The sequence below is a fragment of the Pseudomonas sp. S3_G06 genome, from assembly GCF_054667565.1.
In genome coordinates this window covers 2,408,335-2,423,951 of the sequence record NZ_CP162738.1, presented here as the reverse complement: position 1 = coordinate 2,423,951, position 15,617 = coordinate 2,408,335, and the positions used below count along the sequence as shown (strand labels likewise).

General features: G+C 55.5%; 10 protein-coding genes. 3 read left to right on the top strand and 7 right to left on the bottom strand.

Annotation, left to right across the window (positions count from 1 at the left end; genetic code table 11):
* From AB4N47_RS10820 to AB4N47_RS10805, 4 genes are all read right to left on the bottom strand, one after another.
* A complete protein-coding gene (locus AB4N47_RS10820) occupies positions 1-4,875 on the bottom strand; it encodes an RHS repeat-associated core domain-containing protein (protein ID WP_460154516.1) in 4,875 nt (1,624 codons plus the stop codon).
* Positions 4,875-5,612 carry a DUF4123 domain-containing protein gene (locus AB4N47_RS10815; protein ID WP_460154515.1) on the bottom strand — a complete coding sequence of 246 codons (738 nt, stop codon included), beginning with the start codon at positions 5,610-5,612 and terminating at the stop codon, positions 4,875-4,877. Before AB4N47_RS10815 ends, AB4N47_RS10820 begins: the two co-directional genes overlap by 1 nt.
* Positions 5,602-7,644, bottom strand: a complete 2,043-nt coding sequence (locus AB4N47_RS10810) for a type VI secretion system Vgr family protein (RefSeq protein WP_460154514.1) — start codon at positions 7,642-7,644, stop codon at positions 5,602-5,604. Before AB4N47_RS10810 ends, AB4N47_RS10815 begins: the two co-directional genes overlap by 11 nt.
* 134 nt (positions 7,645-7,778) lie before the next feature.
* Positions 7,779-8,294: an Hcp family type VI secretion system effector gene (locus tag AB4N47_RS10805; protein ID WP_007949952.1), complete on the bottom strand. Its 516-nt coding sequence runs from the start codon at positions 8,292-8,294 to the stop codon at positions 7,779-7,781.
* A 605-nt stretch (positions 8,295-8,899) separates the two neighbouring features.
* Here AB4N47_RS10805 and AB4N47_RS10800 point away from each other — a divergent pair.
* From AB4N47_RS10800 to AB4N47_RS10790, 3 genes are read left to right on the top strand one after another with little or no spacing between them, the layout of a single operon-like run.
* Positions 8,900-9,529, top strand: a complete 630-nt coding sequence (locus AB4N47_RS10800) for a nucleotide-binding protein (protein WP_460154513.1) — start codon at positions 8,900-8,902, stop codon at positions 9,527-9,529.
* A complete protein-coding gene (locus AB4N47_RS10795; protein ID WP_460154512.1) occupies positions 9,526-9,969 on the top strand; it encodes a hypothetical protein in 444 nt (147 codons plus the stop codon). Before AB4N47_RS10800 ends, AB4N47_RS10795 begins: the two co-directional genes overlap by 4 nt.
* Positions 9,969-10,499 carry a restriction endonuclease gene (locus AB4N47_RS10790; protein WP_460154511.1) on the top strand — a complete coding sequence of 177 codons (531 nt, stop codon included), beginning with the start codon at positions 9,969-9,971 and terminating at the stop codon, positions 10,497-10,499. The genes AB4N47_RS10795 and AB4N47_RS10790 overlap by 1 nt, the downstream gene beginning before the upstream one ends.
* A gap of 1,000 nt (positions 10,500-11,499) precedes the next feature.
* Here the strand turns inward: AB4N47_RS10790 and AB4N47_RS10785 are convergent.
* From AB4N47_RS10785 to AB4N47_RS10775, 3 genes are all read right to left on the bottom strand, one after another.
* Positions 11,500-13,281, bottom strand: coding sequence for an ATP-dependent helicase (locus AB4N47_RS10785; RefSeq protein WP_460154510.1), 1,782 nt, complete (start codon positions 13,279-13,281; stop codon positions 11,500-11,502).
* Complete coding sequence (locus AB4N47_RS10780) at positions 13,274-15,058, bottom strand: ATP-dependent nuclease (protein WP_460154509.1); 1,785 nt, start codon at positions 15,056-15,058, stop codon at positions 13,274-13,276. Before AB4N47_RS10780 ends, AB4N47_RS10785 begins: the two co-directional genes overlap by 8 nt.
* 278 nt (positions 15,059-15,336) lie before the next feature.
* On the bottom strand, positions 15,337-15,555 hold the full coding sequence (locus AB4N47_RS10775) for a hypothetical protein (RefSeq protein WP_460154508.1): 219 nt from the start codon (positions 15,553-15,555) through the stop codon (positions 15,337-15,339).
* Between the last annotated feature and the right edge of the window lie 62 nt (positions 15,556-15,617).

The window sequence follows — 15,617 nt, the reverse complement described above, 5'->3', positions numbered from 1 at the left end:
TTACTTCTCCGGCAAAATCGTGACTTCATCTGCTTTGATGATGGTGGTGGTACCCGGTTTCGGAATAAGTTGTCGCGCACCACCCGTACCGTAGCCAGGGTACGCTTTTGTGAAGGGCTCCAGGTTCGGACCCTTACCACCAAGCTCATATGGCACTGTAACGGTTGGCACGCCGTCCTTATAGAGTTGCAGCGTGTCGAACTTTAATCGCAGACGACCATCACTCCATGCAGGGTCAGGGTCAGCAGGAGTGATGTGCTTCGGCGCCCTCATTTGCAATGCTTCCGTAGCCGCGTCTCCAGTCTCAAATTTATCGAACCCGAAATACGACAGCCGTGCGTCGCCTGAGTTGATCGTGTTCTGCGCGTGAGTATTTACGGTTCCGTCTGCGTCCTTGTATCCCATGTATCGATATGCCGTCGAAGGTAAGGTCGAGTCCGGTCCGGATGGGCCAACATAAAAATCGGGCTTTGACTCGACGACCGTCGGCGGGGTGACGTCTCCAGTCTTTACGCTGGAGTCTGCAAGGGTAGGGGTAGTGCTCGGAGAAGATGATCCTCCAGGCTTGGGGCAGTTCGCAGCGGGCTTCAGTGGTGCCTTTTTCGCAACACCAGAAATCGCTTTAGTAATCGCCCTGAACATTAGGCCGAGCGGGTCTACCCAGCCGGTAGGGTTGGGGGCGTAGTGGTAGTTGTTCAGGCCACCTGCAAGCTTTACCGGGTCGGGAGTTAGAAACCGTCCTGTGCTCGGGTTGTAGTACCGGTGGCGGTTGTAATGAAGTCCACTCTCTGCGTCGAAATACTGGCCTTGAAACCGTAGCGGGTTGTCGATCTCCGCGACATCCAGCGCAGCCAGGTTTCCATAGGCCCGATATTTGGCCGACCACATGATCGCGCCGCTGTAATCGGTAAGCTCCTGCGGCGTGCCCAAGTGATCGAGCTGATAATAGAAGGGCGTGGCTTTCAGTGGGCCTTCACCGTCGAGCATCGCCAAGGGGCGAAAGCTGTCCGGCTCATAGACATAGGTGCGATATCGATTTTCACCACTCTCTACAATCAGCCGTTCGCCTTGCCAGAGGAATTCGGTGGTGTGGCCATCGACTGTTTTCTCGATACGGCGACCGAAGGCATCGTATTTGTAGGTCGCGATACTCCCGCCGGGTAGGCTGACGCCGATCAAGCGATGCTGGCAGTCATAGCGGTATTCAGTGACGAGCTTCTGCCCGGTACCTCGGCGCTCGCGAATCAGATTTCCATAGGCATCGTAGTCGTAGTGACGGTCGCCCTGCATGAGCAGCCGGTTGCCTTGGACGTTCGCAAGATTGGCGGTGCCTTCGTTGTTCTGGCCCAGCAGATTGCCAGCTGGGTCGTGCGCGAAGCTCTCCGGTGTTGCACCGCGAACACTGATCAGGCGATCAAGCGGATCGTAGTGAAAATTGCGGGTGCCTTTGAGGCTATCATTTATGCCTGAAAGGTTACCCGCCGCGTCGTAGTTATATCGGCGCTGCAGCACGATGCTGTCGCGTTGGCTAACGCTGTGAGCCTGCAAGCGCCCCTGATCGTCGTATTGATACTGACTCAACAACAAGCCTTGTTGACGTTGCTGTTCACGACCAGCCTTAAACTGGTGAGATGTGAGGCGAGAACCGTTGAGGTCAATGCTGCTGAGATTACCGCCGGACAATCGGCGATAGTCGAGCTTGCTACCGTCCGGTAGACGGCAATGTTTGAGCTGGCCGACGCTGTCGTACTCGTAGCGCAGGGTGCCCCAACCCTGATGCTCGGTGATCAGCCGATCTTGGGAGTCGTATTCATAAGCCAGTGGCCAGTGACCGTCATCAACATTGACCAAGCGACCGAGTGCGTCATAGCTGTAGTGAACTTCCTCACCATCGGCCAATTTCTTCACAAGCAAGCGGCCAGCGGAGTCACGTTGGTATTCAGTGACCAGCTCGCTACCGTCGTCGCCGTACTCAGTTCTCTTCAGCAGGTTGCCATTCAGGTCATATTCGTAGGCAGTACGGCGACCATCAAATCCCGTCTCCTGCTGTATCAGCCCGTTTGAGTAATAGTCGAGCTGATAATGTTCGCCCCGCTCATTTTCGATCTCAGTCAGCAGCAGGCGTGAGTTGTCGTAGCGATAGCGCAGCTCACTGCCGTCCGGGTTGATGCGGCGGCTGACAAGTTGCAGGTTGTCGGCGTATTCGTAGCGAGTAATACGGCCCAGTTCATCGCGCTCGGCTGTGACTTTGCCGTAGGCGTTATACGTATAAGTGCGAGTTGCACCGCCGGGCTGTGTGGTCTGCGTCAAGCGGCCAGCCGCGTCCCATTGATAATGGGTGATCGAGCCGTGTTCGTCCTGCCGGGTGATTTGACGACCCAGTGCGTCGTAGCGGTATTTACGACGACCACCATCGGGCAATGCTTCTTCGAGCAATTGGCCCAGTCCATTCCAGGCAAGCTGATGCCGTCCGCCGTCTGGATGAACGATCTCCAGCACACGACCTTGGGCATCGTAGCTGTAGTGTGTTTCGTTGCCGTCAGGATCTGTCTGGCGGGTGATATCGCCTTGGCTATTTCGCTGGTATTTCCAGCTCGCTTTACCTCGGTGAATCTCACTCACAAAGCCATGTCGATATTCGTAGAACGTCGGCGCATCTTCAGGAGGAATAACAACGGCAAGCAGGCCGGCATCGTTGTAACGGTATTCGGTAATTGCTCCGAGAGGATCCTTTTCTGCAATCAGCCGACCTTTGTCGTCATAAGCCTTTTGAGTCTCAGCACCGTCCGCAGCGAGCTCGCTGATGAGTCGAGCATTTTCGTCATGCACATAAACCTGCTCGCTCCCATCCGCGTTTGTAACGGTAACCTTGCCGGCATCGTCCCAAGCGTACTGCGAGTCCATTTGCGAAAAGCTGGCCCAGTGACGGATGCTGCGTGACGATTTGCCTTCGTTTTCCCACTCCCAGAAAAAGCTCGCACCACCGGCCAGTTGTCGTTCCAAAATGACGTGTTGGTCGTTGTAACGATAGTGTTCAGTTTCACCGGCAGCATTGGTGGCGCTGATGAGCTGGCCCTGTGCGTTATACCGATAGGTCACTAGCGTTTGAACGGTGATCCATGGCTCCTGCCGTTGACCCTGCTCCGTGTACTCAGCACGGCGCTGCTGATAATCCACGGCAACGATGTGACGATCTTCGTGGCGGACTAACAGGGAGCGTCCGGCGTTGTTGTCGATACGCTGGATTCGGTCAGCGAAGTCGTAACTCAGCTGTAACTGGTTGTTGTACGCGTCACTGATGGTGATCAAGCGTCCCGCACGGAAATGATAAAAGCGCGGATTCTGCCCGGCCTGCGTCAGGATGAGTTCGCCTGGTGTCGATCCCAGGTAGATGGCCGCTTTCGACAGGCTGTTGATGATGGCGGGGCGTTGCTGTGTCGGCATCGGAAAACGAGTGGTTCGGTTTTCGTTATCCGTCCACAGGACGCCTTCATCATCCAGATCCAGTCGGTGAGAAAGTGCGTGGCTCCAACCAAACCCAAGGCGGCTGTCGATCTCGACCGCACTGGTGCGATAAAGGCGCGTCCACTCAAACGGAAGCAGACCATCGAGTTGACCATCGGTAAGAGTCAGTAATTCTTCGCCCGTGACCATCGAGACCGGGCAGCCGTTGGTGCAGGTGTCTTGCGCCGGCGCCGCACTCTTGTCGTCAGGATTCTTCGATTGTTTCGAGGCGTCATCAGGGCGCTTGCCGTGTTCAACGGTCGTGTTACGTTTGCCATCAAAACGTAGCTGTGCGACTCCTTTTTCTACTCGCGTCGCTACTCCACGAGCGGCGACAGCGACGTATTTACCGACGTAACCCATGAAGCCTTTGATGATGCTGAATAACGACTTCACGAATCCGGTAACAGCCTTGACGATGATCTGGCCGTACTTTGCTAAACGTGCGGCCAGGTAAAATAGCCCGGCGCCTTCTGCTGCGACGGTCAGTACGACGGAAATCACGATGTCGATGAGAATTCCGATAACGGCTGCAGATGTCATCTTCGCCGTTTGGCCAGCCGCTTGCGTCGGTGGCAATGCTGAAACCCAGATAGAAGCGCAATGCACCATCAAGAACAGCGCGGCCTCGTCGCTGGCAAGCAACATGGCCTGCTTCATCACATCTGGCGCCTCTTTGGCCAGCTTGATCAGTTCCTCGGCACCGGTCCCTAAATCCTCTGCGAACTTTTTAGGGTTTTGAAGGATGTCCAAGGCCTTCGAGATGCCATCCCAAACGCCTTTGATAGCTTCCCATCCGCCCTCGAGAATGCCGACCCCAATTGCCATCGCTTTGGCTGATGCACTCTGGTTCGACCACTGCGGTTTGAAGCCTGCCCATTCTTTGCGCATGAATCCTTCTAGATCGGCAGCTAAACCGTCGTAGGATTTGAACAGCGTATCGATCTGCGCAGGTGTCACCTGATCGTGGACGTGGATCTTGTAGGATTTTCCAGGCTGTCCCTGAAAACTGCCTTTACCCTGTTTATCCAAGGTAATCGTCGACTTGGCGCCTCCATCCACGGCAATGATATCGACTTTGATATCGCCGATAGGAATGTCGAAAACCGATTCGAATTTGCTCTCAATCAGCAGCGGCCCTACAAGCGGGCACTTGGCGACGTATGAAAAATCACCATCAGTCATGCTGACAGACTTGCTAGAGTCGCCGGCTTTTATCACGCGCTCCATTCCAAGCAGGGAGGGCATGTCTGCGGCTCGGCTGGCTTTGTCAGCAAGCTGTGCGTACCAGCTCTTGGTTTCCTCGCGGTACAGCTTGAGGCTGTTTTTGAAGGAGTCCAATTGGGTTTCGATAGTGGCAACGCGATCCATCAGCCTTGCTCCAGAATCAGGTGATTTAACAGTGCTTCTTTAAGGTTTTTTGGTACGTCCGGACGGCGCACGAAACGGCTGATTTTCAGCTTCAGGTTGTTCTCGGGCCAGGCGGTATAAATGTCTGGTCGGTCTTCTTCCAGCCACTGCATCAAGTTGCTGATCAGCGTCGTCGGGTTTTCCTTGGCCAAGCCATCCAGTAACGGCTTCGGCACCTCCCACCACGGCCAATCCTTCACCTTCGGCACAACCCGCGTCCCAACCTCCAGCGACTGCCCATTAATCAGATACCGCTCAAACATCGGCAGCACTTCTCCAGCCTTCTCCCCAAGCCCCCGCAGAATCGGATAAATATGCCGCCCATCCCAAAACCGGAAAAACACCTCGGTGCCCTCCGGCATTTTTACCTGCGTCAGGCTGCGCAGATGCTCGAACACTTCGTTCGGCTCTGAACGCGACACCGCCAGCCAGCCCCAGTCGAGGGCGTCGGTTTCGGCGATCCATGGCAGGAAGGCGGAGTTCGCTTTGAGCTCGGTGACGTAAGGCATCACCGGCTGCCAAGTGGCGTAGGGTGTGCCGCCCCAGATCGGCAGGAGCTGGGCGGTGGGTTCGGTGAGGTACAGGGTTTTCAGGGCGTCGGCATCGCTCGCCGCACTGATCACCAGATACAAACGCTCGCCACTCTGCAACGGCTGTTGCGCCAGCCAGTCTTTGGGTGTCAATCGATCAGATGGCACAGGCACCTGCCTTGCATTTTTCGCATTCTTCGCAGAACGGCGCGTTGCGTTTGAGGGTGTTGATCTGGGCCGGGGTCAGGACCTGGCCGGCCTTGTCGGCATCCGCCTGTTTCAGCACGCCGGGCATCAACGGCGCGGCGCCCGTACCAACGCCGGGGCTGCCGCCGGAGTTCATGTTGATTACCGGGCCGCTCAAGGTCACGCCGCCGGCGTCGATCTTGATGAAGCTTCCGCCGCCGACCAGAGTCAGTTCCGCGCCAGCCTCCATGACCACTTTCATGCCGCTGCTCAGGTGGATTTCCTGGCCTGCGTCGATGAACTGGCCGGTGCCGATCTTGATGTGCTGATTCACGCCGACGGTGAGGTGGTCGTTGGCGCGGGTTTCGACTTTGCGGTCGGCGTAGACGGTGTGGTGTTCTTCGGCTTTGAATTCGCTGTAGCTGTTTTGCTCGACGGTGTCGTGGCGTTCGTTACCGACGCGGATTTTCTGGTCATGCTCGATGTTTTCGTCCCAGTCGCGCTGGGCGTGCAGGTAGATCTGTTCCTGACCTTTTTTGTCTTCGATGCGCAGTTCGTTGTAGCCGCCACCGCCCATCGAACTCAGGGTCTTGAAGGTGCTGCGGGTCTTGTTCGCCGGCAGCGCGTACGGGACGGTGTTTTCCTTGTGGTACAGGCAGCCGCTGATCAGCGGTTGATCGGGGTCGCCTTCAAGGAAGGTGACGAGCACTTCCATGCCGATGCGCGGGATGGCGATGCCGCCGTATTGGGCGCCGGCCCAGGCGCTGGAGACGCGTAGCCAGCAACTGGTCTTGTCGTCGGCCTGGCCTTCGCGGTCCCAGTGGAACTGGACTTTGACGCGGCCGTATTCGTCGCAGTGGATTTCTTCACCTTTCGGGCCGGTAACCACCGCGCTCTGGCTGCCGAGGATGCGCGGTTTCGGGTGGCGCAGCGGCGGGCGGTTGGGTACGTCCCACGGGGTGGCCTGAAAGCGGTTGCGATAACCCTGATGGAAATCGTCTTTCAGCGCGGTGGTGTCGCTGGTCACCGATTCCTCGAGCACTTGCGGCTGCTTGCCTTCATGCAGGACTTCGGTGAGCAGCCAGAGGTCGTTCCACTTGGCTTTCGGGTGTTCGGTCAGGGCGAGGAAATGACCGCTGACCAGCAACGGCTGATCGCTCTTGCCTTCGGCGAGCTGGAAGTCGCTGCGGTGGCGTTCGAGGGCGCGTTTGGCCAGGTGCTTGCCGCGCTCGCGGTCGATGAAACGGCCTGGGTAATCGTAGTCTTCGAGGTCGGGCAGGGCGTCGCCACGGTTTTCGCTTTCCAGGGTCAGACGCGGTTTTTCGAAATCGTAATCGCGGCGCGTGGTGCGGCTGGTGCGGGTTTCCAGGCGCAGGTCGAAACGCTTGATCACCGGGTTGCTGGCGACCATGCCCGAGTCTTGCTGATAGGGCACAGGGGCCAGTTTCGGGAACACCGTCTGGTCGTCGCCGAACACCAGCTTGTGCGCGTTGGCGCTGTGCTGGAAGTGGAAGTGAATGCCTTCCTCTTCGCACAGGCGCTGGATGAAGTGCAGATCCGACTCGTCGTATTGCACGCAGTAGATGCGTTCCGGATAGATCGAGCCGGTCTTGAATTCGTAGGCGTTGCCTTGAATGCCGTGCTCTTCCAGCACCATGCCGATGATTTTCGGCACGCTGAGGTTCTGGAAGATGCGTTGGTTGATGCGGTGCGCCAGATACGCCAGTTGCGGGCGCAAGGTCACCGAATAACGGGTCAGACGCTTGCCGGAATCGCCTTGCGCGGCGCGGTAGATCAGGCCATGAATGCCGCTGCCGTCAGGCGACAGCTGCAGGAAGGCCGGTTTGTGCAGCAGGGTTTCGAGGTCCAGAGACGGCTGTTCACTGACCAGCTCCACCTCAAAGACAAAAGGCTGGCTGATGGCTTCCCGGCCGGTCAGGATGAATACCTGAAAATCGGCGGAAAGCCCTTCGATGGTCAGGGCAAAGTGGGTTTCATTGGCCGGCGCGAACATCCCTTGTTCCTCGTGCTGTACAGCGGCGCTCGTCGACGACCGCAAAAAAGCGGCTCAACGTACGCGAAATTCTGGAGGGGCGTAAACAACATCGACCAGCAGAGCTGGCCGATGCGTGTAACGGTCAGCCGTAATTAAACGACTGGAGCACGCCAGTCATCGGAACCCGAAGTACCGGATACTTCGTGGGTCCAGGTGATTTTGCGGTAGGTGAACTGCACTTCTTCCAGGTGGGTGAAGTGCGCGTTGCCTGGATCCTGGCAGTTGTGCATTTTGTTGTTGATGGCGACGATGATCGCGTCTTCCAGTTTGGTGGTGTAGTAGTGCTCTTGGGTGCCTTGAGCCGAAGTGCGGTACCACTGGATAACGATTTCGCTCATGCGCTCGCCGGAAGTCAGTGCTGCTTGCAGCAGAGGCGAGGCCTTGTCGTAGACCTTGGTGATTACAACTGGCTTGTGCACGCGCTGACCGGTTGGCTGACCGGATTGCGGGTCACGCGGGATGATCACGTCGTGGGTGAACGCCTGAACCATGACCTGGTCTTCGTGGCCTTCCTGGTAGGTGTTGCCAACGGAGTCGGCGGTGAAAGCGCCGGCAGTGATCAGGCCTTGTTTTTCGCCGGTAACCGACATGTACGCTGGTGTTGCCATGGGGTGCTCTCCTTGCGGATAAAGTTAGGGTGCCCGGAGGCGAAATCGCCCGGTGGGTGTCTGACTGTTATCAAGGAGCGTGCCAGCTTTTGCCACGTCCACGGGAGCCGGGGGCTTGACCGCTCTGGATCGCGTCTTTGAGCGTTTTTTGATCAGCTCAGTAGCTCGAAGTGCGCAAGAAGTTGCGCAGTACTGCGCAACTTCTTGCGCACTTGGCTGGAGGCCTTGAAGTACATGGCCTCCAGCGGAATCCGTTAGCATTTTTACAAAACAAGTGCGCAACTTCTTGCGCAGTATGGCGTTAGGCCATGCCGGGCGAGTATTTCGTTCTACCTTCCTGAATAATGTGATGGGGGCTGGCTGCTTTCGGCCATTAGCTGCCGCTCACGAACACCTGCTTTCGGCCAAAAGCGGACATTCCTCAGGGACGGCTATCAGCCAAAATAAACCACTCTGCATCGAGGACATCTGGGCGACTCACTGCCTTGGCGCTTGAGGTTGCCCAGTCCACAAGACTTTGCGGTAATCTCGTGATTCTGCTTTGTCCGGCAAGGCTTCCAACCTAAAGAGCAAGCAGCCATCCTCTAAGACAAGATTAGAAGCCAATGATAAAGATTATGATTAATACGCCGAAAGGCGGCGTTGGAAAGACGACAACTGCTACGAATATCGCGTTACTTTTGGCCAAGCGCGGCCAAAGGGTTCTCGCCGTGGATCTTGCAGGTGGACTCTTGATGAGCCAAGCGCTGGCACAGACTCCAGAGTTTGCCGCAGGAACAGGTAATAAGATCGACTCAAGGGAGACTGAAGCGGTTCCGACTCGATTCCCCGGCTCGTCGAATTTTGATTATGCGGTAATCGACACTGACGACAGCTACACTGTATTTGAGGATCTGCTTAGGGGGGATCAAAGCGGCTGGAGAGTTATCTCACCGATCAATCCTCTCGACCAAGTTGGCTTGATAAGAATTCCACACGAGCTTAGGGCTGTCGCCGTGGGTGCGTATCTTTCCCCCAATGGACCAAAGATGAAGGTATTCGCAAACATGGCGTATCCAGGCGATGCCGCAGAAGGGGCTACAAGCCTGCGCAACGCGCTCTCCAACGAAGGCATCGAGGTGTTGATGCTCACTACCACTGTACCTTACGCCTCTACGACTAGTGCTCCAATTCGGTTAAGCGATGCAGCATATAATACTGCACTGAACAGCCTTCTTGCGGAAATAGGCATATGAACAACTCTACGAGAGCCCGAAAAATTGGAGTTGAAGCATTAAAAACTAACGCTCGACGAAAGGTGTCTATTAATCTCAGCGAGCAATCTTTAAATAAGCCGCAGGTAGAAAAACTTCGAATTTTTTACGGCGTGAGGTCAACGACGGCTGCAATCGAACGCGCTATCTCCAATGCTGCGGCAAGATTAGCCCTGAGAGATCGCGACATTCTTGAAAACGCCGTCCTCGACAAACTTGCAATTGTAAAGCAGCTTCAGGCTGAGGATTCAAACGAGAAACTACCACCTAAGAGTGAAATGGTAAAAATCAAGGCGATGAATTGGGAAATCATAATTATAGCAAGCCAAGCACCAACGTCCCTTGATAGCTCTGAGGCATTAGTTAACTTTTGTCTGAAATACTCGTCGGAACAAATGAAAGCTCTTTTTGGTGATGCGTAGTGGGTATTTTAGAAGAGACGCTTGTCATTCAGCTGCTGCGTACCACGCCTAGCTTTAAGCGCGACATCATGGAAGTGCGAATCCGAGCTCTGCTCAGTGCTGCCCCTTTCACCGAGGTAACAGGGCTCCCCGCAAGGCGGGGGGCTGCGGATGGTGGAATCGACGGAGTAGTACGTTTTTCGCAAATTAAAAATGGTTCACTTACACCTGAGACCAATGCGGCATTAAATATAAAGGTACGTCAAAGCGACTTCACGCGGGAGCAACTGGGCGGGTTCATCCTAGATATGGACCGGGAAAAAATAAACACAGGTATTATTCTGACAGCTGCGAATCTTACGCCGGATGCCAAAGCAGAGCTAACGCGTAAAAACTCAGAGGGGACGATAGAGTTATTGCATATCCGTCTGTCCGACCTGCTAGGAGGAGGCCGACGCTTTCTCAATATGCACATAAATGGTTGCCCTCTGAACACGCTACTGGCAGATAACTTAAGAACTCTTATAGAAGAAATACTCACTAGCACATAAAGTCTGACTTATAGAGCCTACCGGAATTAGGCTGGGCGAGTAAATAATCTGAGTTGCCCTTGGTTTCGTATACCTAAACCCAGCTGTCTAGGCTCGAAAAGGGCGTTCATGTGAATGGTTGCTTATGGCCGAAAGCGGTCATTCAAAAAGCGTCTGCTTTCGGCCAATAGCTGCCTTTTCGACCCAAAGCTGCCCTTCAAGAAGGGCAGCTACCGGCCAAATGAGGTCATCCGGTTCGTTACTGCCAGGGGCTCATTTGTGCTTACCGGCAGCCAGTCAGCTTCGAGTCTGGTGCAGAGTTTGGCCTAGTTAGCCTAGAAAACCTGCACTCTTAACTACCTGTCCACCTGCTCTTGGACAGACCAAGCTGTTATCGGCTACTAATCACCATCCACGGCATGCCAGTGGAGCGACGATTCAATTGAGCGCCGGTACTGAGTATCAATCTGCCGTGGAGCTAGGCGAATGTATCGTTCGGCTATCTCACGCTCTTCGCCGGTTAGGGTCTCCAGGTACTCCACGACTTGCTCTGCTGCGGGAGTGGTTTCTGCACCGTTGAATTTGGGGGGTAGACCGGTCCATACCACGTGGACTAAGTCGTGGGCGTTAGCCCACTCGGATAAGTCTGGAATCAGACTTGGAGAAGGCTCGCCGGCAGACCATCGGCAAACGTGCTTTTCCACATTTTTTATTGGAATCCCTTCACGGCTGCGTAAGGCTTCAACTGCAGAAGCTAGATCAGCAGTCTCCATCAACGCCCATAGGGAGGGGACCATTGCTGCAGCTTCGACCAGTACGAGAGTAATTCGCCCATCTTTTGACTGTCTGGCGAACTCAACTGGTATCAATGGCCCGTCTTCAAACCATTGTCCCTGAACCACGAAACCTTTCGGCTCCCAAATTAGGGAGCCCCATCCGAGACAAGCGACACGAGCCAATGTGACCTCCGTTGTGACCTGAACGTTGATTAGCGGAGTCATGTTATCAATTTAGGTGAAGTTCACGCCTGCTGGCTCCGTCGATAGAGCTCAGCGACCCAAGGCGAGTGATTTCCCTTCTCAAAAACCAGACACAGTTCTTTTCTCGGCCGAGTCACACCAACATAAAAAAGACGCCGAGCCTCGCGCATCGCCCGCTCTGACTTTTTATCGCGCCAACTCGGGAAGTCTTCTGCATTGATACCAAACAGAATAACCGCATCAAATTCGCGGCCTTTGGCGCTGTGGAGGGTACTTAGGGTCACTCGGCCAGAGCCATTGATCCGCCCAGAGAAGATGCTAAGCGCCATGTCTAGTCCCAGTGCTGGGTCGGTCCGAGCTAGAAGCTCCGAACACACCTCCCACTCTTGATGGGTGTTTCTGGCAATAGCTCGCCACGGCGCGATCAGCTCGCGACCAAAACGGGCCAGCCAAAGATGGGCAGTCTCGTTACGGTCGATTCCGCTGCGCAAGAAGGCCATTAATTGGCAAGACATAGCCTGCTCCTCGGCCGCGCTTACTCTTCCGCCATACACAATCGCCAGAGCCTGGCCCAGCAGCCGATGATAGGGGGGCGTGGCATCACGCCACCCTCCAGTGACCCACTGGGTGCAAGCTTCGACGAATCGAGCAAGACGGGAGTTTCGCTTCACCAGCGCATTACCGTCCGTGCGCAGGATGGCGATGTCCTTCTCCTTGAATACATCGGCAACCTTATCGCCGAGCCAGGCTGCGCGGTAAAGAATCCCTATATGTTCAAGCTGAAATCCACGAGCAAGCAGTGACGGCAGGACGACCTCAGCGATGTATCGGGCCTGTTTATCGTGGTCGCCCACTACAGGCAAGAAACTCAATTCCCCTTCAGGAGCCCCGTCCCTACAGCAGTAATCGCGCTCTTCGCCAAGCGCCCCCAAAGAGGCCCTGATGATCTTTGCACCTGAGCGGTAGTTGAAGCGTAGGCGGATTGTTCTGACGTCGCCGCGTTCGGTGAGACTTTGCAGCAAGCTGGGGTTAGCACCATTGAACCCATAGATCGACTGATCAGCATCACCGACAGCAAATAGCCGAATTCCACTTTCAAAGCAAAGCAGCAGTACCAGTTCATGGAGCGCGTAGCCCAGGTCCTGATACTCATCAACAAATAGGACGGGAAATCGGGCCCTCAGGGCGTCACGAACCCAACGGTGTTCCTTGATCATTCGAAAGGCAATGAGGGGCATGTCATCGAAGTCGATCAGTGCCTTGTGACGCAGCTCCGCCTCATAGGCCTCGATAAACGTGGCGAGCTCAGGATTCTTCCCCTTCCAGGTGGGTAGAGTGCGGTCCACATCCCGACGTCGCTTTTCCTCGGCGAAACGCCAACGCTCGAGTGCATTGCCCATATCGCCAAAAACGGATTTATAAGCGGCTTCGACAGCCGCTCGGCACTCGCCACTCGTAGCAACGCGAAAACCGTTCGGGAGCAGCTGAGCAATACACCGGGCATAAGGTGCAATTACTTGAGTGAGCGCGAAGCTATGGACTGTGCCGATGAAGCTGCGATCGCTGTTGGCAACGCCGAACTTAGCTAATCGCTCCTCAAGCTCCGTCGCGCACTCGTTGTTGTAGGTAATGCAGGCGACTCCACGCGGGTCGATAACCTCGTCCATCAAAGCACGCGCCATGGCGGTGGTCAGGGTCTTGGTCTTCCCGCTGCCAGGACCTGCCAAAACCACACAGTGCCCGCGTTCAAGGACTGCATCATATTGCTCGCTATTGGGTTTGAGCTCTGCAAGCGCGTGTTCCAACGCGAGCCGATTAGACACGGGACACCACGTGCTTGATGGCCGCAGCGATGTAGTCAGGTGGCGTCAGCCCTGGCAGTTTGATCGAAAGCTTTGCACTCAACCGGCCTTTGCCAATATCGGCGACCATCGCAAGTAGCTGGGCGGAATTGACGGGCGTTCCAGAACGCCAAGCTTCAATGCGCGCCGAGCGAGTAGAACCGAAGCCTTGCTCGTCAAGGATGTCCAGCAGCGCCCCCTGGAGACTGGGGGTGTTTGCCACAGCTACTTCGAAAGTCTGATCGTTCAGAAATATCCCATGCGTTGCCCAGTTACCGCTAAATTGTGCGAAGTCGGCTTTTTCGCACCATGCACGTCCCTCAGGCGTTAACGGAGTCGCTCCGGGAGTAACCGTACAATAGGCGTCCCAGACACCTACAGTCCGAGCTTTGCCGAGCGGAGGTTTTGTTCCGTCTAGCGGATCCCAATCAGTGACGACCGCAAAAGGTAAACCGAGACTACCCGCCAGCTTCACATAAGGTTCGAAATTCACCCCCGCCACATTGCAAACGGTAATGCCAAGATGGTCGAGGTTGTGCCCTAGCGCATCGGCGAAACCGGGGAGTAAAGCTTCCTCTGCGTCACCTTCGACGAAAATTACGCCTCTCGCGAAGAGCAACTCAGATCGCGTAGCAGTGAGATACCGTTCGATATCGTCGAGCTCGTTAGATGTTACCGGCAGTGCGGCAAGCGAGTAAGCCTGGGACAAACCAGCAGGCGTTCGCCGCAGAGTAACGATTGAACGCAATGGTGCGATCGCAGCCAGAGTCGGAGAGTGGCTGGTCACGATCAGAGCCTGCGCGGTATCAGGGTTGTTGAAGAGCTTGTCGAAAACTGCCCGCTGCAGCTGGGGGTGAAGGTGCGCCTCAGGTTCCTCAATGCAAAGCAGCGAGTAGTTCCGCTCATTTTTCTCACGGCGCCAGGCGAACTCGGCCAACTTCAGTGCGATCAGGGCAACGTTCGCGGAGCCCAAGCTTGCCTCCGCGATGCCACGCTTTCCGTCGTCTATGAACATGGCGATCGAACGAACAAGCCGAAGCGGGTCGGTCGGCGCGAAGCGCAGCCGTGCATTGAGATCATGCGCGCTGCCGGCCAGATCGAGGATGCCTCTACGTAGCGATTCCTCAAGTGTTTTAACGGATGGGAAGCTCTCCATCTTCGTCGTCGCCGCCTCAAGGTCAGTAGCGACGCCCTCCAGCTCAGTCCGACTGACTGAAGAAAACGCATCCTCGAGCAAAGGCCGAAGTGGGGAGTGTCGCCAAGACGCAAGCTGTGCTTCGGCATCGCGCAACGCATCAAGCATGTCTAGCGCGATACGGCGGCGTACGCGATTGGGCACGCTGCGGGATTCATCACCGCCACCATAGACAACGAACTCACAATCTTCGCTGGACTGTGGTGCACCAGTGATATCAGCTCTCTTGCGATAGACATAGCTAAGCCGCGCGACCGTCGGGTTGGCTGCTATGCGGAAGTCAGTTAACAAGGCAACCAGCATGTCGTCGCTGTCGAAGTCCGCAAAATCCAGATGCACTTCAATTTGAGGGTTCGTTGTCAGATCGCAACCGTCCCAAAAGTCTGACAGTTTCAACTGTCGCATCGAGTCAGGAAGGGTGGGATCAAGCACCAACCGAATGGCAAACAGCAGGTTGCTTTTGCCGACTCGATTCTCGCCTAGCAACACGATGTTGCCGGCGAGTGGAATATCGATTGACACAAAATTTCGGAGGTTGCGAATGCTCAAACTTGTTAGGCGCATGAAACTCCCTCTTGCACGCGGATCTCGTATTTCCGCTTATACGGTCATCCTGTCGAATTACTTACCGACGCTCGAATAAGGAGATTCGCGGTACGTAACGGTACTCTTGGCTGCCAATGAATACTCGATAGCCATTGGCCTCTATCGTAATCTCATCAACTGCTGCCCGTCTGCTTGAATCGACTTGAAATTCGTAGATGCCCAACGGCCACTTCTGGCCGAAAGCTGACGGCCACGCTTGACCGCCTTATGGCCGATTGCTGCCTGCAAAGGCAATATTAGGACTGCCGTATCCGCATAATCGCATCTGTGATTGCTTTTGCATTTGTGTCTAAGGTCTTCATTGCCATCACAGCGTTATCTGCAACCACCTCCACGCCAGTGGCTGAAAGCCAAACGGCGACCTCCTCGATTGCCGCCGCCAGTGCATGCTGGTTGTGCAGAAGCAATGTCAGCGCGTCCGCAGTGGCGATATTGGGAGCCGAGTTACTTGGCATGCTATCCATCCTGTAAATGGGGTTTTGCAAAGCCTAGCTCATGCGGCCGCAGTTGAGTGGCT

Bases quoted from the DNA above. Each gene is read 5' to 3' on its own strand.
- AB4N47_RS10820 (WP_460154516.1), bottom strand. From the start codon at position 4,875: ATGGATCGCGTTGCCACTATCGAAACCCAATTGGACTCCTTCAAAAAC.
- AB4N47_RS10810 (WP_460154514.1), bottom strand. From the start codon at position 7,644: ATGTTCGCGCCGGCCAATGAAACCCACTTTGCCCTGACCATCGAAGGG.
- AB4N47_RS10805 (WP_007949952.1), bottom strand. From the start codon at position 8,294: ATGGCAACACCAGCGTACATGTCGGTTACCGGCGAAAAACAAGGCCTG.
- AB4N47_RS10800 (WP_460154513.1), top strand. From the start codon at position 8,900: ATGATAAAGATTATGATTAATACGCCGAAAGGCGGCGTTGGAAAGACG.
- AB4N47_RS10795 (WP_460154512.1), top strand. From the start codon at position 9,526: ATGAACAACTCTACGAGAGCCCGAAAAATTGGAGTTGAAGCATTAAAA.
- AB4N47_RS10780 (WP_460154509.1), bottom strand. From the start codon at position 15,058: ATGCGCCTAACAAGTTTGAGCATTCGCAACCTCCGAAATTTTGTGTCA.
- AB4N47_RS10775 (WP_460154508.1), bottom strand. From the start codon at position 15,555: ATGCCAAGTAACTCGGCTCCCAATATCGCCACTGCGGACGCGCTGACA.